The organism is Extibacter muris, assembly GCF_004345005.1.
Taxonomy (GTDB): Bacteria; Bacillota; Clostridia; order Lachnospirales; family Lachnospiraceae; genus Extibacter; species Extibacter muris.
The window spans coordinates 1-22733 of record NZ_SMMX01000013.1; the positions used below are offsets into that span (position 1 = coordinate 1).

Consider the following 22733-nt stretch of genomic DNA (forward strand, 5'->3'; position numbering starts at 1 on the left):
ACACCTGATGGTCCAAGGAGAAAACGTCACACCAATGCCTGCTCATTATACAGCTTAAACAATGAGAGGATTAAGTCCCAACTGGCTGTTGGGTACTGAAACCCTACACTTATATATTAGGAGGAGAGGAGCATGGTTCAGCACAGTGGGGAAATACGCAGGAAGTCAATAAGAAGTACAGCGAAAAAAACTTTGAGGCAAATAAACTGATGACTAAGAATGTGCGGATTAGTTATAACAGCCGCAAACACCGTAGAAACCTGTTGACCATTGTGGTAGGAGGAAGTGGGGCGGGAAAAACCCGCTTTTATTGCAAACCCAATCTTATGCAGGCAAACACTTCTTTTGTGGTGCTTGATCCGAAAGGAGAGAATTTACGAGATACCGGACACCTTTTGGAGCAGAAAGGATATGAAGTCAGGGTGCTGGATTTGATTAACATGGAGAAGAGCCATTGCTACAATCCATTTGTTTACCTGAAGGACGATAATGATGTACAGCGTCTGGTGACAAATCTCTTTAAAGCTACGACACCAAAGGGAAGTCAGAGCAACGATCCCTTTTGGGATACCGCCGCTTCTATGCTGTTACTGGCACTTATTTTTTATTTGAAATACGAAGCACCGGAAGAGGAACAGAATTTCCCGATGGTCATGGAACTATTGCGAGCAGGGGAAGTACGGGAAGATAACGATGAGTACCAATCTCCGTTAGATGAATTGTTTGAACGTCTAGAGATGAGAGAGCCGGATCATATCGCAGTGAAGTATTATAAAGATTATCATTCCGGAAGTGCAAAAACATTAAAGTCCATTCAGATTACACTGGCGGCAAGACTGGAGAAATTCAACCTGTCAAGTTTATCTGCACTGACCGCAACGGACGATTTGGATTTACCGTCTTTGGGAGAGAAGAAGGTTGCTTTGTTTGCGGTGATACCGGATAACGATACCAGTTACAATTTTCTGGTATCTATCTTATATACACAGTTGTTCCAGCAATTATTTTATCTGGCAGATTATAAGCATGGCGGGAGCCTGCCTGAGTCAGTTCATTTCTTGATGGACGAATTTAGTAACGTATCTCTGCCAGACGATTTTTCAAAAATTTTAAGTGTTATGCGGTCAAGGGCGGTAAGTGTCTCGATTGTACTGCAAAATATCGCTGCCTTGAAAGCCTTGTTTGAGAAAGAATGGGAGGCGATTATCGGCAACTGCGTGCGCACGGAAGCCGCCAGCGCGATATAAATTGGCGACGTGGTACTTATAGGATTCCGCCTTTAGCAAGCGGTAGGTAAAAGTATCAAGTGATGAAAAATCACAGCCTATTATTTTACAACTTATCCGAGAGGGGAAACCCGAAGGGGAGTGTAGCATGTTGTCGCTCTTACTATCCTTTAAGTGAGAGCCTGTACAGGAGGATGTTAATCCTAAGTGACCGAATGTACAAAAATAAAAATCAGTGTATGAGGTATAAAGCTAAACTGCCTGAACGATAGCCAGAGTGGGGGAACCCGACTCCGCATACGAAAAGGATTGAAACGTATGCTATTCCATGTTGATTACATTTCGCAATTGTGGAATCAAGCGATACTCATGGAAAGACAACCACAAGACAGTGGGTAAATGGCGAAAGTCGGTGCCGACAACACTGAATGCTAATCCTATATTTACTAACCGTGGATGACCTAAACCCGGTAACGGGCATGGTCACACAGCTCCCATAGTAGTCTGAGACGTTAATGACGTTCACATGGCGAAGGGGAGCAGCTTATTTACTAATACAAGAAGAAAGGACGGTGCGAGAGGCATTGAGAAATCCAATCGAAGTATTATGTAGTTTGACGGAAAAGTCAAAGAATGAATCATACAGATTTCAGAGGTTGTATCGGAATCTGTACAATCCAGAGTTCTATTGGCTTGCATATAAGAACATATATGCAAATACCGGCAGTATGACTGCCGGTGCTGACGGAACAACGATTGATGGAATGAGTGACGAAAGAATCAACGGGATTATAGATTCCCTGAGGGACAGAAGTTACCAGCCAAAACCTGCACGAAGGGAATACATTGCAAAGAAAAACAGCAATAAAAAGCGTCCGCTGGGAATCCAGTCGGGAAATGACAAGCTTGTGCAGGGAGTAGTGAAAATGATTTTAGAGAGCATTTATGAACCAGTGTTCAGAAAAACCTCACATGGGTTCAGACCAAACAAAAGCTGTCAGACGGCATTACAGCAGATACAGAGTACCTTTACAGGTGCAAACTGGTTTGTAGAAGGTGATATTCACGCCTGTTTTGATAGTTTTAATCACCACACGATTATTCGGCTTCTGAGAAAGCGCATAGATGATGAGACATTTATACAGCTTATTTGGAAGTTCCTAAAAGCAGGATATATGGAGCAATGGACATACAACAGGACATACAGCGGTGTCCCGCAGGGGTCCGGTGTTAGTCCAGTGCTTGCAAATGTATATCTACACGAACTGGATAAGTTCATGGAAAACTATGCACAGGCATTTAGTCAGGGAAAGAAAAGAAGAATGAATCCGGAGTACAATAAAGCCATGAAAAGAGCATCTTATTTTAGGCGCAAAGGCAAGGAAAAGTGGACGGATTTATCCCCGGATGAACGCATGGAAAGAACTAAAAGGCTAAAGGCACTGGAAACTGTGGAAAGACAAATAACACCTGCACTGCCATTAGATGATTCCTATAAGCGTATCCAGTATGTACGTTACGCCGATGATTTTACTATTGGAGTAATCGGGAACAAAAAAGATGCCGAACAGATTAAATCTGACGTTGGCAAGTTCCTAATGGACAGATTAGATTTAGAGATGTCCGATGCAAAAACGAAAGTAACGCATACCGGAGACAGAGCCAGATTTTTAGGATATGACATCACAGTATCCAGAAGTCAGGAATTAAAGAAGTCAGCAGGTGGTTATAAAGTAAGAAGCCATGCAGGAGTGGTGAGATTGCTGGTACCCAGAGAAAAGTGGGTAGGAAAGTTACTGGAATATAATGCTATCAAAATCAAGATTAACGAAAATGGCAGAGAAAGATTCGTTGCCCTGCACAGGGGCAAGCTGGTGAATCAGAGTGATATAGAGATTCTGGCAAGATATAATGCAGAAGTACGTGGATTGTACAATTACTATTCTATTGCAAATGATGCCCATAAAATAGGTAAATTTGCCAATGTCATGAAATATAGTATGTACAAAACATTTGCGTGTAAATACAAAACAAATGTCCATGAAATCAAACGCAGATATTGTGTCGGAGACTTATTTACGGTTGCATATGATACAAAAGCAGGCAGGAAAACCACAACTTTTTATAGGGATGGATTCAAGCGTAAAGAAAAGGCAACAAAATTTGATAATGTCAGTGAGTTGCCACAATACTCAAAATATGCTAAAACCAACACCCTGAAGCAAAGAGTGGAACGTCATACCTGTGAATTGTGCAATAAGGAATGCAGAAATCTGGAAATTCACCAAGTTAAGAAACTGAAAGACCTGAAGGGCAACTCAGAGTGGGTGCTTCTCATGCGAAAGAGGAGACGAAAAACTCTGGTGGTATGCCCGGACTGCCATCAATTGATTCATTCTTAAACACCGCAAATATAGTAAGCGGAAAGCCGTATACATCGAGAGGTGTACGTGCGGTTTGGGAGGGAGGGGATGCAAGTCCTGCAAGGGATGAGCTGAACCTTACCTCATGATGAATTTCTTTATTTGGGAGGAAATGAACAGAGTACCCACAAATATGTGAGCGAGCTGCTCGGAAAAGCAACCATAGATATGAACACCTATGGAAAATCTACTGGGCATTCCGGAAACTATTCAACGAATTATCAAATATCAGGGCGTGAACTTTTGACGCCGGACGAAGTGCGTATGCTGGATAATCGGTACGCACTTCTTTTTATTCGTGGTGAACGTCCAGTGATGGATGAGAAATTTGATATTTTAAAACACCCAAACGTGGAACTGACCACGGATGGGAAAGGAAAGCCATACCGACACGGAGAAGTAACGGAGGCAGTAGCCGCTATTTCACTAGCGGATAGTCTGGAGGGTGAGTTTCAGCCGGAACAGACAGAAGATTTAGCATTTGAACTTCTATCCGATGAGGATTTAGAAGAATTATTCAGTCAGAACAAGGAGGACATGTAACATGATTTTTAACAACAGAAAGAACAGAGAAAATGAGAAGAATCCCGGCAGAATTACGATGGAAAGAAAAGCACGAAGAGCCTTTGCAGTGTATGCAGCACTGGTACTGATGATGACAATGGGAACGATAACCGCATTTGCCGCAGGCGATCCCATTGCGGTAGTTAATAACCTGTCTGAATTTATCTTTGGTTTGATTCGTGCTATCGGAATGATTCTGTTGGGATTTGGTATTGTGCAGATAGGACTTTCTTTAAAGTCCCATGATCCGAGCCAGAGAGCCAATGGATTCTTGACACTGGCAGGCGGTGTTATCATTACGTTTGCAAAAGAGATTCTGACCTTGATTGCAGGATAAAGAAAATGGATTGATTTAAGACAAAAGACACAGGGCAGGCGGAAACGTCTGTCCTGTTTGGAAAAAGGAGGTGCAAAGAAGTGGACTCAGATAATTGGGTAGTACAGAATCTCATCAATGCCCTGGACACATGGAACAGTAAACTGGCGGAAATCTGGCAGATTATCACACAGTCACCGGAGACATTCAAAGGGGGCAATATCTGGAGTGTGATTGTCACGATACACGGAACGCTTCAGGCAATCGGATATGCGCTTTTGGTCTTGTTCTTTGTGGTAGGAGTAGTGAAAACCTGTGGAAGTTTTACAGAAGTGAAGAAACCGGAACACGCCCTGAAACTGTTTGTGCGATTTGCCATTGCAAAGGGTGTGATTACCTATGGGCTGGAGCTTATGATGGCAATCTTTGAGATTGTACAGGGAGTGATTAGTACCATAATGAATACAGCAGGTTTTGGAACAGCACAGCAGACCGTATTGCCGCAGGAGATTGTGACCGCAGTGGAAGACTGTGGATTTTTTGAGAGTATTCCTCTGTGGGCGGTAACGTTGATTGGCGGTTTATTTATTACTGTCTTAAGTTTTATTATGATTATGTCGGTATATGGGCGATTTTTCCGTCTGTATCTTTATACCGCTATCGCTCCGGTGCCACTATCCACATTTGCCGGAGAGCCGACACAAAACGTGGGAAAGAGTTTTATGAAGTCCTATGCGGCGGTTTGTCTGGAAGGTGCGATTATCGTGCTGGCGTGTATTATTTTCTCTGTGTTTGCGGCTTCACCGCCAGTGGTCAACCCGGACGCAGCGGCAGTGACAATGGTGTGGAGTTATATCGGGGAACTGATTTTCAATATGTTGGTGCTTGTAGGGGCAGTTAAGATGGCGGACAGAGTGGTAAGGGAGATGATGGGATTGTAAAAAGGACACCTGTAACAGTGTCCTATTCCACAATCTCATTTGTTGTATTGTAGCGAAGATTTCCGTCTGTATCAAAATGTACGGAATCGGTAGAAATACCTTTTTCTCTGGCACGATTTATCTGCCATGCCATATCTTCTTCCAGTGCCTTGTAATATCTGTGTTCCTGCCATTTCTCTTTCAGGGCGAAGAGCCAACTGACAATAGAAAGAGCGACCAAGAGATATAGAATAGCAATGGCAAGTGGTTCATGACTTGCCGCCCATTTATTCAGAATGGTAGAAACGAGCAGAAGATAAATCAACGGTAAGGTAAGACGGAGTTTGCCTGCAATTTTAAACAGAAAAGAAAGAACGAATAAAAACAGGGTAACGGAGAGTGAAAGGATAAGTCCTAGTGGCATAATAAAATCCCCCTTTTTCGTGTTTTCTTTTCAGTATATCAGAAAAAAAGCAAAGAGCAAATGTGCGAATTGGAGGTGTATTTATTTTGGAAGTAAAAATCAATCGAGAGATTCGTAATTATACGGAATCCATGTTTTTCGGACTGTCCATGCGGCAGTTTATTTTTTCTGTATTAGCCTGCGGCGTTGCTGTCGGGCTTTATTTTTTGTTACGTCCCTATGTGGGAACGGAAACCGTGAGTTGGATGTGTGTGTTGGGAGCAGCACCTTTTGCAGCATTGGGATTTATCAAATACCACGGAATGAATGCGGAGCAGTTTGTGTATGCGTGGATGAAGTCAGAGTTTTTGATTCCCAAGCGTCTGATTTTCTATCCAGAGAATCTGTACTATGAAATTCTGAAAACCAGCATTGAAACCCATGAGAAGGAGGAGTTAAAGAAACATGATTAAGACATTACGAAATATTTTCAAGCAGGATAAAGAGAAATTTGTTGTGCCGAAGAGTGTCCAGCAGGCAATTCCTGTTCAAGCAATCTGGGAAGATGGGATTTTTCAAGTAGGAAAAAACAAGTTCGCCCGTACCTATAAATTCGTAGACATCAATTATGCAGTGGCGAGCAGGGAGGATAAGGAGGCAATGTTTTTGGAGTACAGCGAACTGTTAAATTCTTTTGACAGCGGAGCCACGACAAAGATTACCATAAATAACCGGAGGTTGAATAAGCAGGATTTTGAGAAAGCAATCTTGATTCCCATGCAGGAGGACGGACTGGATTTATATCGCAAGGAATACAACAAAATGTTGATTGTAAAGGCTACCGGGGCAAACAGCATGGTGCAAGAAAAGTATGTGACGGTATCGGTCTATAAGAAATCCATCGAAGAAGCGAGGATGTATTTCTCCCGTGTAGGAACAGATTTAGTCAGTCATTTTTCAAGATTGGGTTCCAGATGCGTGGAGATGGACGCAACGGATAAATTGAGAGCTTTGCACGATTTTTACCGTACCGGAGAAGAGACAGGCTTTTATTTCGATATGGCAAAGACCATGAAAAAGGGGCATAGTTTCAAAGATTTTATCTGCCCGGACAGTCTGGAGTTTGAAAAAGACCATTTCAAAATGGGGAATCGTTTTGGACGGGTGTTATTTCTTCGGGAGTATGCTTCTTATATCAAAGACAATATGATTGCAGAACTTACCGATCTGAACCGGAACATGATGTTAAGTATTGATGTGATTCCCGTACCGACAGATGAGGCAGTGCGGGAGGTGGAGAACAGACTGTTAGGAGTGGAAACAAATATCACTAACTGGCAGAGAAGGCAGAATGCCAACAATAATTTTTCCGCAGTTGTGCCTTATGATATGGAACAGCAGCGGAAAGAGAGCAAGGAGTTTTTAGATGATTTGACTACCCGTGACCAGCGGATGATGTTTTCTGTTCTTACCCTTGTGCATACCGCAGAGACAAAGGAGGAATTGGACGCAGATACGGACACACTTTTGACCGTGGCAAGAAAGCATTTGTGCCAGTTTGCCACATTGAAATTTCAGCAGATGGACGGGTTAAATACGGTATTACCTATCGGACATCGAAAAATCAATGCACTCCGCACCTTGACTACGGAAAGTCTTGCAGTGTTAATGCCATTCCGGGTGCAGGAGATTATGGACGAGGGCGGTATTTACTGTGGGGAAAATGCAATCTCACACAACCTTATCATGTGCAATAAGGCAAAACTTCTGAATCCAAACTCTTTCTTATTAGGTGTACCGGGCAGTGGAAAGTCCTTTAACGCCAAAATGCTGATTGTATTTTTAGCACTTGCCACGGGTGATGATATTTTAATCTGTGATCCGGAGCGAGAATATGCCTCACTCATTGAGGCAATGGGCGGCGAAGTCATTCGGATAGCAGCAGGCAGTCGTGACCACATCAATGCAATGGATATGGTAGAAGGATATGGAGACGGAGGAAATCCGGTCATTGACAAGTCTGAGTTTGTCCTCTCTCTGTTTGAACAGTTGGATACAAAAGGGGTGAGTGCGAAAGAGAAGTCTATCATTGACCGCTGTACCGCCGCAGTCTATGAGGATTACCAGAGAGGAGGGCGAGTACCGACACTTTGTTTACTTCGTGAGAAAATGTTGGAGCAGCCGGAGCGTGAGGCACATGACCTTGCACTGGCGCTGGAATTATTTACAAGCGGAAGTTTGGATGCATTTGCACATGAGAGTAACGTGGATGTGAATAATCGCATGGTTGTGTACGACATCATGGATTTGGGAAAACAGTTGAAAACAATGGGACTTCTCGTTATCACAGACGCTATGCTGAATCGTGTGACGGAGAACTGGAAGAAAGGGAAACGTACTCATATCTTCTTAGATGAGTTTCATGTGGTGTTTGAAAATGAGTATTCCGGAGCGTTCTTCAATTCCGCATGGAGAAGATTCCGTAAGAGAAATGCGTTCCCGAACGCAATCACGCAGAATGTGGAGTATCTGTTGGATTCTGTTCTTGCCAGCACTATGCTGTCTAACAGTGAATTTATCGTTATGCTGAATCAGGCAGCGTCAGACCGTCAGAAACTTGCGGAACTTTTGAATATCTCCAACGAGCAGATGAGTTATATCACCAATGCAGACGCAGGGTGTGGACTGATTAAGTATGGAAGTTCCCTTGTGCCATTCGTGAATAAATTTCCGAGGAATACAAGGCTTTATAAACTGATGACTACAAAACCGGGAGAAGATAGTGCCAACCGGAACAGACAGCCATAAGGAGGGGCGGGTATGATGGAAATTAAATTTTCTTCCAGAGAGCATAAACAGTTTTTCTTTGACATGCTGGATCGGTGTAGGGTGAAAGACAGTTATCATCAGGCGTTTTTCTACTGTGTGGGTATTTCAGAAACGACACGGTTAAATGTCAACAGGTTATTTTCTTTTCGGGAGGATTGTATCAACCCAGAGGCATTGCATGAAGGATGGCAGACCGGAGGAACAGTCAAGCTTACACGCCTTGCTTTTAATCTGTGGAATGGATATACGGAAGAAAAGAATGAACAACTGTCTACGCCGTATGAAATGTTTGATTGTGGATATGCTCCGTATTTTCTTGATGCAATCCGGTTGAAATATCCAGAGTATTGCAGGGAAACAGGAGTAGGGAAACCAAATGTAAGGGTAGAAGAGCGATAAATGTAGAACAGGTGAAAGCACCTGTTTTTTTAGATGGAGGCAAAGAATGAAGAAAAAAATGTATGTGTTAGGAATGATTTTATGTACTTTTCTGTTTGGTGTATCAATCTTTCAGGTAATCAGCCATTATACCAATGCACAGAAATACACAGAGGATTTTAAGGAATTGGCAGAGATGATAGAGCAGTCTGGAGATGAAGAAGTGACGGGAAAAGAGAGGACTTTTACGTTAGACCGCTATCAGGAATTGTTTTATCAGAATCCGGATATGGCAGGGTGGATTTCCATTGTGGGAACGAGTATCAATTATCCGGTCATGTACACGCCGGATAAGCCGGACTTTTATCTGAAGCACAGTTTTGAAAAAGAATACAGTGATTACGGTGTGCCTTATATCGCAGAGCATTGTGATCCGGGTGAGAGCGATAATCTGACGATTTACGGTCATCACATCAAAGGCGGAAAGATGTTCGGGGCTTTGATGGGTTATAAGGAAAAACATTTTTATGAAGAGCATAAGGTCATTTGTTTCGATACGCTGACGGAGACCGCAGAGTATGAGGTGGTGGCGGTATTTAAAACGACCGTGTATGACGATAGCGGATTCCCCTATTATCTGTTTGCAAAGGCGGAGAAAGAGGAAGATTTTAACAGTTATATCAAAGCGTGTAAGGAACTGGCATTTTATGATACGGGTGTGACAGCAGAATATGGCGATAAACTGATTACACTATCTACCTGTGAATATTCCGCAGAAAACGGAAGATTGGTTGTAGTTGCGAAGAAAATCGTGGAATAACAGCAGATTTCCTTTTATCCCCAATACCGCAGCGGTGTGTCTATACGTTATGCGGCAAGAAAGATGAAAGGAGGCGGAGCGATGGGTAAGGAAATCAGAACACGCCAAATCCATAAGGATATAAAAGTGTTGGATAAAGCGGTTACAGGTGCAGAACGAATCAAGCGAGCGTATGTGCGGACAAAAGACAGTGCCGAGCAGACAAGAAATACAGAGTATGCTACCCCGGTGGACTATGCGGAAAGCAAAATATCAAATAGTACAGATACTGCGGCACATGAGACAGCACATCAGACGTGGAAACAGGGTAAAAAAGCGTTAAATGGTATCAAAGATACCATTCACCAGCCGAAAGAACACATTCGAAAAAGCGGTCAGGAACTGGCAAAGAAGAAGGCGGTTCAAGCGAAGTCTTTGAGACAACAGTCCATCAGAACATTGGAGAGAGGGGAAAAGACCATCAAGACTGCGGAATATAGCGGACAGGCGGTAAAGAATACTGGAAAAGGTACTGTGAAATATGCAAGCCGGACAGTAAAGACCGCAGAGCAGACCGCTCGAACTACAGTCAAGACTACACAGAATGCCGCAAGAACCGCCCGGATAGCGGCACAGACTTCCGTAAAGACAGCGGAAAAAGCAGCAATGGCGGCTAGGCAGGCGGCAAGGACAGCCGCACAGACCGCCAGAGCGGCGGCGAGAGCCACAGTGGCAGCGGTAAGAGCAATCATAGCCGCAACAAAAGCCTTGATTAGTGTTATTTTTGCAGGTGGATGGATAGCGGTGCTGATTTTGGTTATTGTGATTTTGTTTGGCGGTATATTATGTATGGTGGGCGGAGGCAATTCCAATACAGTTACTCCAGTCAGTGCAGAAGTAAAAGCCTATGAGCCATTGATACGAAAATATGCAAATCAATATGGTATCGGTGAGTATGTGGAACTTCTGAAGGCGGTGATGATGCAGGAATCCGGTGGACGGGGACTTGATCCTATGCAGAGTTCAGAAGGAGCCTTTAATACCAGATATCCAAGACAGCCCAATGGTATCACTGATCCGGAATATTCCATTGCCTGCGGTGTGCAGGAATTGAAGGCTTGTCTGGAGAGCGCCGGAGTAGAAAATCCAGTGGATATGGATAATATTAAATTGGCATTACAAGCCTATAATTTTGGAAATGGCTATATTTCATGGGCGAGAGAACACTATGGAGGTTATACCATGAGTAATGCCGCAGAATTTTCCGATATGATGGCAGAACGTATGGGATGGGAAAATTATGGGGACAAGCAGTATGTACCTCATGTACTCCGATATTATGTGTTTGGACGAATCCCGACAGGAATCGGAAATCAGGCGATTGTACAGATAGCATTGTCACAGATAGGAAATGCGGGCGGTCAACCCTATTGGAGCTGGTATGGTTTTAATAAAAGAGAAGAGTGGTGTGCCTGCTTTGTGTCATGGTGCGCAGATCAATGTGGCTATATTGCAAGCGGTGTAATCCCGAAATTTGCGAAATGTACGGTAGGGGCAGAATGGTTTCAGAGTCATGGACAGTGGCAGGATGGAAGTTATGTACCAAAGGCAGGAGATATTATCTTTTTTATATGGTCAGGAGATATGGAGACAAACCATGTGGGGATTGTCGAACGTGTAGAGAATGGTGTGGTGCATACAATAGAAGGTAACAGTGGAGATAAGGTGGCTACGAATTCTTATTCGGTTGGTAGTAGCGTGATTTACGGATATGGAATTCCAGAATATTAGGAAAGAGAAAAGAAGTTTTGAGACATGGGCTATTAGACGAGTGATTATGAAAAGAAGTCCGGGGTGTGAGCCTCGGACTCACTATTTTGTAAACGAAAAGTAATTGAGAAGTCTGTGCAAATGCCGTATAATAAATAACAAGTATGAGAATTGTTGAATAAATAAAAGTTAAATTTATTTTGAATTGTATGGTGAGAATTACAGGTTTCGGAATAATTTGGGTTTAGACGTGAAAGATGTTTTTTATATAAAAGGTGACTGGTAGAATGAAGGGTAAAATACTGATTATAGAAGATGATAAAAAACTGAATGATGGAATAAAACTGGCACTGAGAGGAGAATACTGCTGTGAGCAGGTATTTAGCATAAAAGAGGCAAAAGAGCTTTATCATGCAGATCATTTCGATGTGATCTTGTTGGATGTGAATCTTCCGGATGGTAGCGGATTTGACTTTATGGAGGAAATCAGGAAAACAGATTTGATACCGATTATTTTGTTAACGGCTAATAAAATGGAAATGGATATTGTGTCAGGACTTGAAATGGGAGCAAATGATTACATTACGAAACCTTTCAGCCTCGCTGTTCTTCGTGCAAGGGTAGCAGTGCAGTTAAGAAATAAAGTGATGAAATCATTCCTTTTTTCTGTTGGTGATTTTCGTTTTGATTTCCATAGGATGGAGTTCTTAAAAAAGGATAATGTGTTGGAGTTAAGCAAAACGGAACAGAGATTACTGAGAAAACTGGTAGAAAATATGGGCAGAAGCATTACCCGAGAGCAGTTAATTGATTATGTTTGGCAGGGAGAAAATGAATTTGTCGATGAACATGCTTTAACAGTTGTTGTGAATCGTCTGCGAAATAAATTAGGCGGCGATGATCAGAATTACATCAAGACTGTTTACGGCATTGGATATATGTGGGTAGGAAAATAGTATGTGGTATGTTTGGGCAGGAAGTATTACTTTTTTAACCGGGATTCTTATAGCAGTCTTTTTTTGGGAAAAAGAGAGAAAGACAATAAGACAGCTCCAGAAAATGCTGGATCATGCTATTGCAGGAAAAGCGTTGGATGTGCAGTTGGACGAATCAAAGACAGCGACAATCGAAAATGATATGTGGCGGTATATTTGTGATAAAGAAGTGTTTGAACAAAATGTAAGACGAGAGAAAATGCAGATACAGTCAAAAATATCAGATATTTCTCATCAGGCTGTCATACCAATTTCAAATATTATTTTGTATTCTCAGTTGGCAGAAGAGGAGATCAGGACAAGGGACAGGGAAAAATCCTGTGTGTTGGAAGAAATGGCAGCTATTCAGGAACAGGTAGAGAAATTAGATTTTCTTATTGAAACATTGGTAAAACTTTCTCGTACAGAAACCGGAATGATTCATGTAAATAAGAAATATCAGTTATTACAGCCGATTTTGGATACCATTCGAATACAATTTCAAGAAAAAGCAGAAAAAAAGGGTGTTCAATTACTGATTGAAAATACCGGGGAATCGGCAGTTTTTGATCTAAAATGGACCATAGAAGCAGTTGCCAATGTTGTAGACAACGGAATAAAATATACAAAGTCCGGTGGAACTGTAAAAATTCATGTAGAATCCTATTCTTCGCTGGTGCGAATGGATGTTACAGATGATGGTATTGGAATTTCAGAGATGGAGCAGGCATCAATTTTTCACAGATTTTATCGCTCCGAGATGGTCAGTGAGGAGCCGGGAGTAGGGATTGGTCTGTATCTTGCACGGGAAGTCATGAAAACTCAGGATGGCTATATTAAAGTGAGTTCCAAGATTGGGGAAGGCAGTCGGTTTTCCTTATTTTTTCTGAAAAATGAAATCTCTCAGAACTGAGATATTTGAGAAACCAGTTTGAGATAATAATGTGATATAGTCTGTATAGAAGAAGGATATCGGAATACAGACTATTTTTTATGTTTTCATGAGAGGAGAGTGTAGTGCAGATGAAGATTCTTGAAACAAAAGGGTTGAAGAAAATATACGGAACCGGTGAAACAAAGGTTTCTGCTCTTAATGATATTGATCTTGTGGCAAAGAGAGGTGAGTTTATCGCAATCGTAGGTTCTTCAGGCAGTGGAAAGACAACACTTTTAAATATGATTGGAGGCTTGGATGTTCCTACAGATGGGGAAATATGGATGGATGGAAAGGAACTGCAGAAATTATCAGATGATGAACTTACCGTATTTCGAAGAAGAAAAATCGGATTTATTTTTCAGCAATATAACTTAATTCCTATGCTGAACGTATGGGAAAATATTATTTTGCCTTTAAAAATGGATGGAAGAGTGGTAGATAAAGAGTATGTTATGGAAATTGTAAATATACTTGGCATTCGGGAAAAGCTAAAGAATATACCAAATGAATTGTCAGGCGGTCAGCAGCAAAGAGTGGCAATTGCTAGAGCGCTTGCTATAAAACCGACGCTTATTCTTGCGGATGAACCCACCGGAAATCTGGATTCCCGGACAAGTCAGGATGTTTTAGGATTATTAAAGATAACCAGTGAAAGGTTCAATCAGACGGTCATTATGATTACACATAATGAAGAAATTGCACAGCATGCTGACAGGATTCTGCGGATTGAGGATGGCAGAATTATAAGAAAGTAGGTGAAACTCATGAAAGCAAATGCGGAAAAAAAGCTGAAACTACACAGATGTTTTTTAAAGAATTATAAAAAAAATACAGCAGCAATTTTTCTGAGTTTTTCCCTGACTTTTCTGCTGCTTACAGTCATGCTTGTATTGTTGCGCACAAATTTTCAAATTTCTAATTTGCAGGCGAAACTAGAGTATGCGCCGGGTGACTGTTATATTGATAATCTGTCTTGGCAGCAGGTTGATAAGCTAAAAAAAGATCCGGAAATAGAATGGGTATATATGCAACAGGGAGCATATACTGCTTATCAAAAAAATAATCAGACAGTTTTTTTAACAAAAGCTGAGGAAAAGATTATGACAATGACGTCAAAGATGATAGAAGGAACCTATCCAAAAGAAAAGGGAGAAGTTGCCGCAGAAAAGTGGGTGCTCTTGAATCTTGGAATAGAACCCACAGTCGGCGCTGTTTTTACGTTAACCAACTATGAAACAGGTGTGGAAGAAGAGTTTTGTCTGACAGGAATTTTATCGGACGTTTACCGGAATAAGAAGTCAGGAGTATTAGAACTGCATTCTCCAATGGATGTAAAAGCTGTGGATACCCAGTCTTTTATGGCATATTTGCAATTTAGAGAAAATGTATCTTTTAAAGAAAAAATCAGGAATTTGCAGACGCAATTAGGAATTGAAAGGAAACAGATAAAGGAAAATCCGGCAAGAGAGAATTACACAGAATTTTATGTTTTATGCGGAGAAATTGTTCTTTTGATTTTTGTTATCGGTATGGTGATTTTTTATGGAATCTATCGAATTGCAGTTTTCGCAAGAGTACAGCAGTATGGGATTTTGAGAGCATTGGGCATGAAAAAGAAGACGGTGCATAAAATCATTCTGGCTGAATTATTTCAGATTTATATGATTAGTGTGCCGGTTGGGATTTTAGCCGGAATACTGTTGGCGTACTTTATTATGGTATTATCCGGCAATTTTGAAAAGAAAATCTTTTTATTTAATGAATCTGTAAAGCTTTCTCTTGTAATACCAATAGGACAGCTTGCATTTTGTGTGCTGCTGGTTGCGGTTGGAATCGTAGCTATCGGATGCCGAATTGGAAAACGCATAACAGACAAACAAATCGTGCAGATTATTTCAGGAGAATGGGAACATAAGCAAAAAAAGCATATCGGTTTTTCTCTTGATAAAGCAGAAGGAAAAACGGGAACTCTGATTCGTATGGGATGTAAATATATTGTACGGGACTTTAAAACCAGTTGTTTTGTAATACTTACCATATGTCTGGGGATAACCTTATTTACAGGATTGGTATATGAAACCAAGATAGCAGAAACTTATCGCTCCGATATAAAAGAGAGGGATTATTTAAACGGACAGTACGTTATGTCTATGCTTCGTTATGATAATATAGAGGAGGGCGTGTCAAGAAGCAGTGCAGAGGAAATCATGAAACTGGAAGAAACTACGGATGTAAAAACCAGTTCAGCCCTTCCAGTTCGTATTATTGATGAAAATGATGTTGTAAGAAATGACGATTATTATGATGAGTATAATAAAAGGCTGGAAGAACTTTATGGTTACGGTGGCGCAGGCTTTGACGGAGTCAATCAGATCTATCATTCAAAATTATGCGGATATAATACAAGTGCATTGAAAGCACTGGAAAACTTTGTAGTGGAAGGTGATTTTTCACCGGAAAAACTCAGAGAAGATGAAGTGATTTTGTCTGTGTTAAGAACAAAAGATGATTCTACAGAAAGTCTGGGTTCGTATCAAGAAGGGACGCCTTTGATGGGATATCAAGTGGGAGATGAAATCACCTATAAATATCGGCAGGATTTACAAACCGACTCCATTGAGTATGATAGCTTGCAGGACAGAGATTCAGAGTATGTATATCGAACAGTGAAAATTGTAGCAATCGTGTCATTTCCATATATTCTGGATTGTGACAGGACGGTTTATCCTCTTTTGATTACAGATGACCGATATATAAAAAAAATAGCGCCGGAGAGTTCCTTTCAATGTTTGTATTTAGATGGCAGGCAGGAAATGAGCAAAGAAAACCAAAAGGAATTAGAGAGAACTCTGATAAGAATCGGAAATCAGCATTCAGATGTTTCCACTCGCAGTCTTATTGATGAAATCCAACAGAATGAGAGGTTGTATCAGAAGCAGATGGTCTATATTTACAGCATTGCAATCATTAGTTTTATTCTTGTAATCATCAATATGATAAATAATCTTCACTACCGGATGCAGGTACGTACAAGAGAAGTTTGTATGCTACGGGCGATTGGACTAAGTGTATCTATGACGAAAAAAATGATTATGATTGAGAATGTGCTTTTAGGAAGTGTCGCTGTTGGTATTGCATTTGTACTTTCAAATCCGATTTTAAAATATATATTCAAAATATCGGACATGGAAGCATTTGGACATAGTTATTCTTTTGAATATCCAGCATTTATATGTGTGTCTGCATGTGCCTTGCTTATCTGTGTATTGCTTTCTTTGGGGATATTAAAGGAATGGAAGGCAAGGCAGATTATTGAAGGTATAGGAAAATATGAATAAGGATATGAGAAAGAAAGGAAGTGAAATTATCGGACGAATCGTAATCATGGAGATTGCAGAGAATGAGAATCAGTTATTTGATGAAGTGATGAGAATAGTAAATCAATTTTCCGCCATTCATAAATTTGATGTATCAAGTGAGCCGATAGTCTCTGTTTCCGGAATTGAAATTCATACGGAATGTAGAAAAGTCTATCGTTCCGGTGAGGAGATTCCTCTTACCGCAAAAGAGTACGATTTACTATATTTGTTGGCAGAGCATAAGGGTATTGTACTAACTTATGACCAGATTTATCAAAGAATCTGGAAAGATTACTCACATGCGGTAGAGAATAATACTATCGGTTATCATATCTGTAAAATGAAAAAGAAGGTGTGTCCAGTAACTTCAGAAAGTAAATTTACAATCCGGTGCGTCAGAGGCATAGGATATTGTCTGGACGTTCTAGCTGAATAATCTACATAAACAGTCTGGTTGTGATAATCAGGCTGTTTTTTTGTCATAACTTGCGATATTCCCAATCAAAATCCAAGTAATTTCTCGTTAAAAACTAAAATTTCTACAATATACTTTTCCTGTTATCGCAGAAAATGGGAAAGGTTGTAAGTTTAAGGCGCACTCCCCATTAGAGAGGGGGAAGTGCGATAAGAATGGAGACTGGACAAAGTGTAGGACAAAAGAAAGAACGAGGTTACATATTTGCTGTATTTTCATGGGGAAGTGCGGCATTTTTTTATTTGATTAAGTTTTGTCAGTTACCTAACAAATACCTATTAAAAAAACAAGTACATCCAGAAGGCGTATCCAACAAACGGGTACGCCATTTTTTTGTCGAAGAATGGCACTATTTGTTACTTCATGGAGGGCGTTCACCGCCTCACAATCTGGAATTTCAAAAAATTTCAGATTGGAGGAAAAAACATGGAGGGTAAACACCCAAAGAGAAGAAAGGACAAATATAATCCGTACAATATATGTGAGCAGGACGGACATTATTACATATCATTCAGAGATGGAGAAGGAGTGTATCAGCGATTTGAAATCAACAAGTCACTTTGTGAGGCTTTCAATCGTTTTGAATTGGCTGATCTATCTTATCTCAATGTATGGGACAGGCATATTGAACAGTCGGAGATTTGGGAAACAAGTCTGAATGAAAGAGCGTTGGAAAAGCCTGAGACGGTAGAAGATATTGTATTCCGAAATATTCAGACAGAGGATTTATATAAAGCGATTGACCGACTTCCTGACATACAGAAACGCAGGATATGGATGTATTTCTTTGAAGGTATGACTTATGAACAGATTGCTGAGTTTGAGAAGTGTAAACATCCGGCGGTTGTGAAGTCAGTAAAAGCTGCTTTAAAAAATTTGAAAAAATTTTTAAGTGAATAGGGTTACAATTTTGGATTTAAGTGAGGAAACAGGTGAGAGGGACAAGTATTCCACTCGCCTGTTTTCCGTTATTGGTGAATGGGTGGAACCTTGATAAGTGAATAACCATTCATCAAATACGTTCCTGTTGTTATCGTGATGAGCGTAAGCCACATTAACCGATACGCCATGATGTGAATGAGAGAAAGGCAGCGAAATCCCACAAATAGAGAAGAAATGGTTTGCGGCTGATTTGTCTTATTCAAAAAGCGAGTTATATCGGGTTATAACTGTCAGATTGCTACTGACAGGGCGATAACAGGCAACAGGCATAATGATACTCCTGTCCGGTCATAAAGTCGAGCATGTACGGGGAACCCCGAAAAGACGCAAGCCTTTTTGGGGAAGACGAGGAGCTATGTAGCGCATGAGACGTGTCGCTTGCGACATGGCGAACATAGCGGAATCAGCACCGAGGATGTCGCAACAAGTGAGGGCAGTTCCGGGCGATCCCCGGAGGGGTGTAAATCCCGTGGAACTGATACGCTGTCAGTCATTTGGTGACTTCCCGTGTGTAAACACAGTAAGCCGGGGTGTCGGGGACAAATAGGCTGATTTAGGCTAATTATGGTAGCCGGATAACCGATACAAAGTAATTTCTTGACAGTTAGGCAAAGACGTATCAGGTGTCCGGCTGATACATAACGACAGAGGCAGCATTCTGAGAGAGTACTGCTTTTGTTGCCAAGCATACGACAAAAACGTCCAGTGGACGTTTTTTAGTAGTCATGGATATGAAGGAGGAAGATTATGGAAGAGAGAGAAATCAAGCGAGGGGATATTTTCTATGCAGACTTAAATCCCGTCATTGGAAGTGAGCAGGGTGGTTTTCGTCCAGTACTGGTTATTCAGAATAATACCGGAAATGAATACAGTCCTACGGTAATTGTAGCGGCAATCACGAGCAGACCAAAAACAAAACTTCCTACACATGTCTCTTTGAGAAACAGAAAGGGATTGGAGAAAAATTCTGTTGTACTGTTGGAGCAGATACGGACTTTAGATAAAAAGCATCTGGAGAATTTTGTGGGGACGATAGACAGGCATCAAATGCGTAAAGTAGATGACGCACTGAGGAAAAGTACTGGTGTGAGAAAATTGGATAAACCGATTGAGATGTGCCTTTGTCCAGTGTGTGTCAAAGTATTTTATGAATCCCCAGAACATTTTGTAAAGAGGGCAGACCAGCATCAACAGAAAAAGGAAACGTGTATGTTCTGCAATAGCAGGCAAGGATATGATTATTTAATAAGGAAGAAATATTATTGAAAGCATAAAAATAAAGCGTTGTCAAGTGTGCGATTGAAAAATTCGCATGTTAGACGGAGTGGGGACTGTACGTTATTCTATAAGCGTACAGTCCTTTTATCGCAGGGAGTGTAATGGGAGGAGGTACGGTCATGACAGATTCTTTTGATATATCGAAAAAGGTATATGGTGCGGAGGAAATCCAGAAACTGCTTGGAATAGGAAGAACGAAAACCTATGAATTTCTGGATGAGGTTTATCATAAGCAGGAACCGTTTCGTGTCATCAGGATAGGCAAAGTTTATAGAATCCCCTGCAAACCATTTGATAAATGGCTGAGTGGGGAGTGAGAAAAGTGAGGAAATAGATGGTGCAGAAGAATCGAAAGGTTGATACGAAAGAAGAAAAGCAGGAAGAAAAAAGGGTTGTCTTTTTTGAAGGAAGTTCGTGGTATCACCGGACAAAAGAGTTGATGGATGATATGACCACGAAATACAGTAAAAAAGGTGGATTCCAAACACCGGAAGAGGCAGAAAAAAGTTATTGGGAATATGAAAATCGTTACCGTGACAGACAAAGGGAGTTTCAGGTAGCATTTCTGAAGAATACGGATGTAATGTTTGCCGATTACCTGAAGTATTGGTTTGAACATATTTACTCATTACGAATAGAGACAACAACGAGGATGATAGGCTCGTATACGCTGTATGAACTGCTTTTACCGAATCTTACCAATGATGTAAAACTAAAGTATGTCACTGTGGAATATCTGGATGCATTATTGGAGGGAACAGCGAAAGTTTGTATTTCGGCAGGTAACAAAGGCAGGGAACTTTTAAGCCTTGCCATGAAAGACGCATTGATAGATGGATTTATCCAGCATAACTCCTTGCCGGAGACAAAACCATATCCGAGGGCAAAACCGAAGATACGCATTTTGAGTAAAGAAAAGATAAAAATATTGTTGAATGTTGCCTCTAAAAATCCGTGGTATTTGGAGATTTTGTTGGGATTATTTTGTGGATTGCGAAAAGGGGAGATTCTTGGTCTAAAGTTCAGTGATTTTGACTTTGAGAAACAGACTATGAGAATCAGTCGGCAGTTGGTGGCGAATCCGAAAGTAAAAGGTGCATTTGAAATTGAAGAATATGCGGTAATTGAACGTGATCCAAAGACAGAAAACAGTTTCCGTATTCTACGTGTTCCGAAAGCGGTAATGATTGAAGTGGAACGCAGATTACGCAGGGTGGAGTTGGAGAAAGAGTGGAAAGGAAAATACTATGATGACAATGGATATGTAAGTTGTCAGCCAGATGGTAAGCCCCGTGCTTTAAGTTCCTTTAATCAGGCATTAACCAAAATGTGTGAACGGAACGGACTCCCGGCAATTACCGTGCATGGTTTACGTCACATGTTCGCAACCATTCTTATTGAACGTTGTGTGCCGCTTGTGAAAATATCCGGTTTGTTGGGGCATAGTTCCATCCATACTACTTATGAATACTATTGTGATGTTATGGATGAGAAAGACAAAGTTATTGCCTTTATGAACGATACGTTTGTGCCGGAAAGGACAGGGACGGAGGGATAGCATGGGCAAGAAGTTTGAATTTAAAAAATACGTAGAGTATAAGGTCTACTCGGTTACTAATATAAAGACGGGATATGGTTTCCGTGTTCTGCTTACTTTTGCAGATGAAACAACTTTGACAAAACAGCACTCCGGATATAAAAGTAAGAGAGAGGCAAATACCGCACGAGATGAGGTTGTAGGACAGCTTCGTGATAGGACGTATATTGTTTATGGAAAGATAAAGGTTGCAGATTTTCTGGAGTTTTGGCTGGAAGATATTATGCGGCTTAGAATTTCGGATAATAGTTATAACAGTTATAAGAACGTTGTCTATAATTATGCGATTCCCCAACTGGGAAAAATGTATATGGCAACACTGAATCAGGGATATATCCGAAAATTTTATAATTCGGTTGCTGCTCAATATGAATCTATCGCAAGACTGGCACAAACCGTTATGAAAACTGCATTAGATTATGCGAAATCTAAGAATGTTGTTGGGGAAAATTTAGCAGAGGGAGTATTACTTCCGAAAAAGATTAAGAAAAAGGCATATCGTGTTCTGAAGATTGATGTGAAAAAGACACTTACATTGCCACAAGTATTTAAATTGATTGAAGCAGGCAAAGAAACGCCGATTTATATGCAAATCCTGTTTGCGGTGCTTATGGGGCTGAGGCGTGGTGAGATCAACGGACTGAAATATAGTGATGTGGATTATATCAACCAGACGCTGAAAGTCCAAAGACAGTTAGGGAAGAAACCGAACTCAAAGGCAGAAGATGTAGAACCCAAAATGCTGACAAAACAGGAGATAAAGGTAAAGACACCTTCCAGTGTGAGAGAACTTCCTATACCGGATTTTGTATTTGAGGCGATACTGGAACAACGAAAGATATATGAGAAGAACCGCAGGCGGAGATCAAAGGAGTTTCGAGATTGGGATTATATTTGTTGTTCTACTTACGGAAATCCGAGAAGTAAGGGCTACCATCATCCATATTTTAAAAAGTTGCTTGCTTCTCTGGAGTTGCCGGACATTCATTTCCACCAGTTAAGAAATACATATACGACAATTCTCTTGAAGAATGATTTTAACATCAAGGGAATAGCGAATATGTTGGGACACTCCAAAGAAATCATTTCAGCGGACATTTATGGAGACACTGCAGAGATTATCGAGGACTGTCTGTATGCAATCGAACCATTTATGAAAGAAGTCATGCCGGAGCAGCGTGAAAACAAATATTATGATTATTCTGATATAGAAGAGATAGAGAGCATTGCGGACGAATATTTGCAAGCCGCCTGACAAAACTTATGAATATGGAAGCATGAAAAGTACAAATGAAAAATCGAACATTTGTACTTTTCTTTGCTTTGGGATATATACTTTTAGAAAGATATTTGCTATAATGTGCGTTAAGGCAGAGTCAGATAACTGTGAAGTGTTCTGCCCGTTTGTGTTATTTAGTGTTATTTAATTCCCGAAAATCGGTTTTGTGACTTTTGCTTTCTAAAATTCGTAAAAGTGATTTATAAGGCGGGGATTTTAAGTTTTCGTTACGAATTTCATTACGAATGGTTTTTAAAATGTGGC

General features: G+C 40.8%; 20 protein-coding genes and 2 pseudogenes. 21 read left to right on the forward strand and 1 reads right to left on the reverse strand.

What is annotated here, in order from left to right; all coding sequences use genetic code 11:
• Positions 1–125: 125 nt before the first annotated feature.
• The 5 genes and pseudogenes from E1963_RS14090 to E1963_RS14110 form a co-directional block, all read left to right on the forward strand.
• Positions 126–1217: pseudogene (locus tag E1963_RS14090) on the forward strand (VirD4-like conjugal transfer protein, CD1115 family); the annotation flags it as partial.
• Between the two features lie 593 nt (positions 1218–1810).
• Positions 1811–3628, forward strand: coding sequence for a reverse transcriptase/maturase family protein (locus tag E1963_RS14095; protein ID WP_315974346.1), 1818 nt, complete (start codon positions 1811–1813; stop codon positions 3626–3628).
• Positions 3629–3736: 108 nt separating this feature from the next.
• Positions 3737–4192, forward strand: a pseudogene (locus E1963_RS14100) (type IV secretory system conjugative DNA transfer family protein); the annotation flags it as partial.
• A 58-nt stretch (positions 4193–4250) separates the two neighbouring features.
• Positions 4251–4550 carry a glutamyl-tRNA amidotransferase gene (locus E1963_RS14105; RefSeq protein WP_330570842.1) on the forward strand — a complete coding sequence of 100 codons (300 nt, stop codon included), beginning with the start codon at positions 4251–4253 and terminating at the stop codon, positions 4548–4550.
• 80 nt (positions 4551–4630) lie between these two features.
• Positions 4631–5470 (forward strand): VirB6/TrbL-like conjugal transfer protein, CD1112 family, encoded by an 840-nt coding sequence (locus E1963_RS14110; protein ID WP_132279146.1) that lies wholly within the window; start codon positions 4631–4633, stop codon positions 5468–5470.
• A gap of 22 nt (positions 5471–5492) precedes the next feature.
• Here E1963_RS14110 and E1963_RS14115 read toward each other — a convergent pair whose 3' ends face one another.
• Positions 5493–5873: a hypothetical protein gene (locus E1963_RS14115; protein WP_132279149.1), complete on the reverse strand. Its 381-nt coding sequence runs from the start codon at positions 5871–5873 to the stop codon at positions 5493–5495.
• A gap of 86 nt (positions 5874–5959) precedes the next feature.
• Between E1963_RS14115 and E1963_RS14120 the strand changes: the two genes are divergently transcribed.
• The 16 genes from E1963_RS14120 (at position 5960) to E1963_RS14195 (ending at position 22445) form a co-directional block, all read left to right on the forward strand.
• Positions 5960–6325: a PrgI family protein gene (locus E1963_RS14120; RefSeq protein ID WP_132279152.1), complete on the forward strand. Its 366-nt coding sequence runs from the start codon at positions 5960–5962 to the stop codon at positions 6323–6325.
• Positions 6318–8660, forward strand: a complete 2343-nt coding sequence (locus E1963_RS14125) for a VirB4-like conjugal transfer ATPase, CD1110 family (RefSeq protein ID WP_132279155.1) — start codon at positions 6318–6320, stop codon at positions 8658–8660. The genes E1963_RS14120 and E1963_RS14125 overlap by 8 nt, the downstream gene beginning before the upstream one ends.
• A gap of 12 nt (positions 8661–8672) precedes the next feature.
• Entirely contained in the window at positions 8673–9080 is a 408-nt protein-coding gene (locus E1963_RS14130; RefSeq protein ID WP_132279158.1) for a DUF6075 family protein, read from the forward strand.
• A gap of 46 nt (positions 9081–9126) precedes the next feature.
• Positions 9127–9879, forward strand: coding sequence for a class B sortase (locus tag E1963_RS14135; RefSeq protein WP_132279161.1), 753 nt, complete (start codon positions 9127–9129; stop codon positions 9877–9879).
• An 81-nt stretch (positions 9880–9960) separates the two neighbouring features.
• Positions 9961–11649 (forward strand): lysozyme family protein, encoded by a 1689-nt coding sequence (locus E1963_RS14140; protein WP_132279164.1) that lies wholly within the window; start codon positions 9961–9963, stop codon positions 11647–11649.
• Between the two features lie 266 nt (positions 11650–11915).
• Complete coding sequence (locus E1963_RS14145; RefSeq protein ID WP_132279167.1) at positions 11916–12584, forward strand: response regulator transcription factor; 669 nt, start codon at positions 11916–11918, stop codon at positions 12582–12584.
• 1 nt (position 12585) lies between these two features.
• Positions 12586–13515: a sensor histidine kinase gene (locus tag E1963_RS14150; RefSeq protein WP_132279170.1), complete on the forward strand. Its 930-nt coding sequence runs from the start codon at positions 12586–12588 to the stop codon at positions 13513–13515.
• Positions 13516–13625: 110 nt separating this feature from the next.
• A complete protein-coding gene (locus tag E1963_RS14155; protein ID WP_132279173.1) occupies positions 13626–14294 on the forward strand; it encodes an ABC transporter ATP-binding protein in 669 nt (222 codons plus the stop codon).
• A gap of 9 nt (positions 14295–14303) precedes the next feature.
• Complete coding sequence (locus E1963_RS14160) at positions 14304–16877, forward strand: ABC transporter permease (protein WP_132279176.1); 2574 nt, start codon at positions 14304–14306, stop codon at positions 16875–16877.
• Complete coding sequence (locus E1963_RS14165) at positions 16870–17334, forward strand: winged helix-turn-helix domain-containing protein (protein ID WP_132279179.1); 465 nt, start codon at positions 16870–16872, stop codon at positions 17332–17334. The genes E1963_RS14160 and E1963_RS14165 overlap by 8 nt, the downstream gene beginning before the upstream one ends.
• A gap of 194 nt (positions 17335–17528) precedes the next feature.
• A complete protein-coding gene (locus E1963_RS14170; protein WP_132279182.1) occupies positions 17529–17810 on the forward strand; it encodes a hypothetical protein in 282 nt (93 codons plus the stop codon).
• Positions 17811–17901: 91 nt separating this feature from the next.
• Positions 17902–18273, forward strand: coding sequence for an RNA polymerase sigma factor (locus E1963_RS14175; RefSeq protein WP_330570840.1), 372 nt, complete (start codon positions 17902–17904; stop codon positions 18271–18273).
• A 789-nt stretch (positions 18274–19062) separates the two neighbouring features.
• Positions 19063–19581: a type II toxin-antitoxin system PemK/MazF family toxin gene (locus E1963_RS14180; RefSeq protein ID WP_132279188.1), complete on the forward strand. Its 519-nt coding sequence runs from the start codon at positions 19063–19065 to the stop codon at positions 19579–19581.
• A gap of 131 nt (positions 19582–19712) precedes the next feature.
• Complete coding sequence (locus E1963_RS14185; protein ID WP_132279191.1) at positions 19713–19910, forward strand: MerR family transcriptional regulator; 198 nt, start codon at positions 19713–19715, stop codon at positions 19908–19910.
• Positions 19911–19927: 17 nt separating this feature from the next.
• The gene (locus E1963_RS14190; protein WP_132279194.1) at positions 19928–21151 is read left to right on the forward strand and encodes a site-specific integrase; all 1224 of its coding nucleotides are present in this window, start codon (positions 19928–19930) and stop codon (positions 21149–21151) included.
• A 1-nt stretch (position 21152) separates the two neighbouring features.
• A complete protein-coding gene (locus E1963_RS14195; protein WP_132279197.1) occupies positions 21153–22445 on the forward strand; it encodes a tyrosine-type recombinase/integrase in 1293 nt (430 codons plus the stop codon).
• Positions 22446–22733 lie beyond the last annotated feature (288 nt).

Bases quoted from the DNA above. Each gene is read 5' to 3' on its own strand.
- E1963_RS14195 (WP_132279197.1), top strand. From the start codon at position 21,153: ATGGGCAAGAAGTTTGAATTTAAAAAATACGTAGAGTATAAGGTCTAC.
- E1963_RS14145 (WP_132279167.1), top strand. From the start codon at position 11,916: ATGAAGGGTAAAATACTGATTATAGAAGATGATAAAAAACTGAATGAT.
- E1963_RS14105 (WP_330570842.1), top strand. From the start codon at position 4,251: ATGGAAAGAAAAGCACGAAGAGCCTTTGCAGTGTATGCAGCACTGGTA.
- E1963_RS14135 (WP_132279161.1), top strand. From the start codon at position 9,127: ATGAAGAAAAAAATGTATGTGTTAGGAATGATTTTATGTACTTTTCTG.
- E1963_RS14130 (WP_132279158.1), top strand. From the start codon at position 8,673: ATGATGGAAATTAAATTTTCTTCCAGAGAGCATAAACAGTTTTTCTTT.
- E1963_RS14160 (WP_132279176.1), top strand. From the start codon at position 14,304: ATGAAAGCAAATGCGGAAAAAAAGCTGAAACTACACAGATGTTTTTTA.
- E1963_RS14155 (WP_132279173.1), top strand. From the start codon at position 13,626: ATGAAGATTCTTGAAACAAAAGGGTTGAAGAAAATATACGGAACCGGT.
- E1963_RS14140 (WP_132279164.1), top strand. From the start codon at position 9,961: ATGGGTAAGGAAATCAGAACACGCCAAATCCATAAGGATATAAAAGTG.
- E1963_RS14150 (WP_132279170.1), top strand. From the start codon at position 12,586: ATGTGGTATGTTTGGGCAGGAAGTATTACTTTTTTAACCGGGATTCTT.
- E1963_RS14165 (WP_132279179.1), top strand. From the start codon at position 16,870: ATGAATAAGGATATGAGAAAGAAAGGAAGTGAAATTATCGGACGAATC.
- E1963_RS14190 (WP_132279194.1), top strand. From the start codon at position 19,928: ATGGTGCAGAAGAATCGAAAGGTTGATACGAAAGAAGAAAAGCAGGAA.
- E1963_RS14115 (WP_132279149.1), bottom strand. From the start codon at position 5,873: ATGCCACTAGGACTTATCCTTTCACTCTCCGTTACCCTGTTTTTATTC.
- E1963_RS14125 (WP_132279155.1), top strand. From the start codon at position 6,318: ATGATTAAGACATTACGAAATATTTTCAAGCAGGATAAAGAGAAATTT.
- E1963_RS14185 (WP_132279191.1), top strand. From the start codon at position 19,713: ATGACAGATTCTTTTGATATATCGAAAAAGGTATATGGTGCGGAGGAA.
- E1963_RS14180 (WP_132279188.1), top strand. From the start codon at position 19,063: ATGGAAGAGAGAGAAATCAAGCGAGGGGATATTTTCTATGCAGACTTA.
- E1963_RS14170 (WP_132279182.1), top strand. From the start codon at position 17,529: ATGGAGACTGGACAAAGTGTAGGACAAAAGAAAGAACGAGGTTACATA.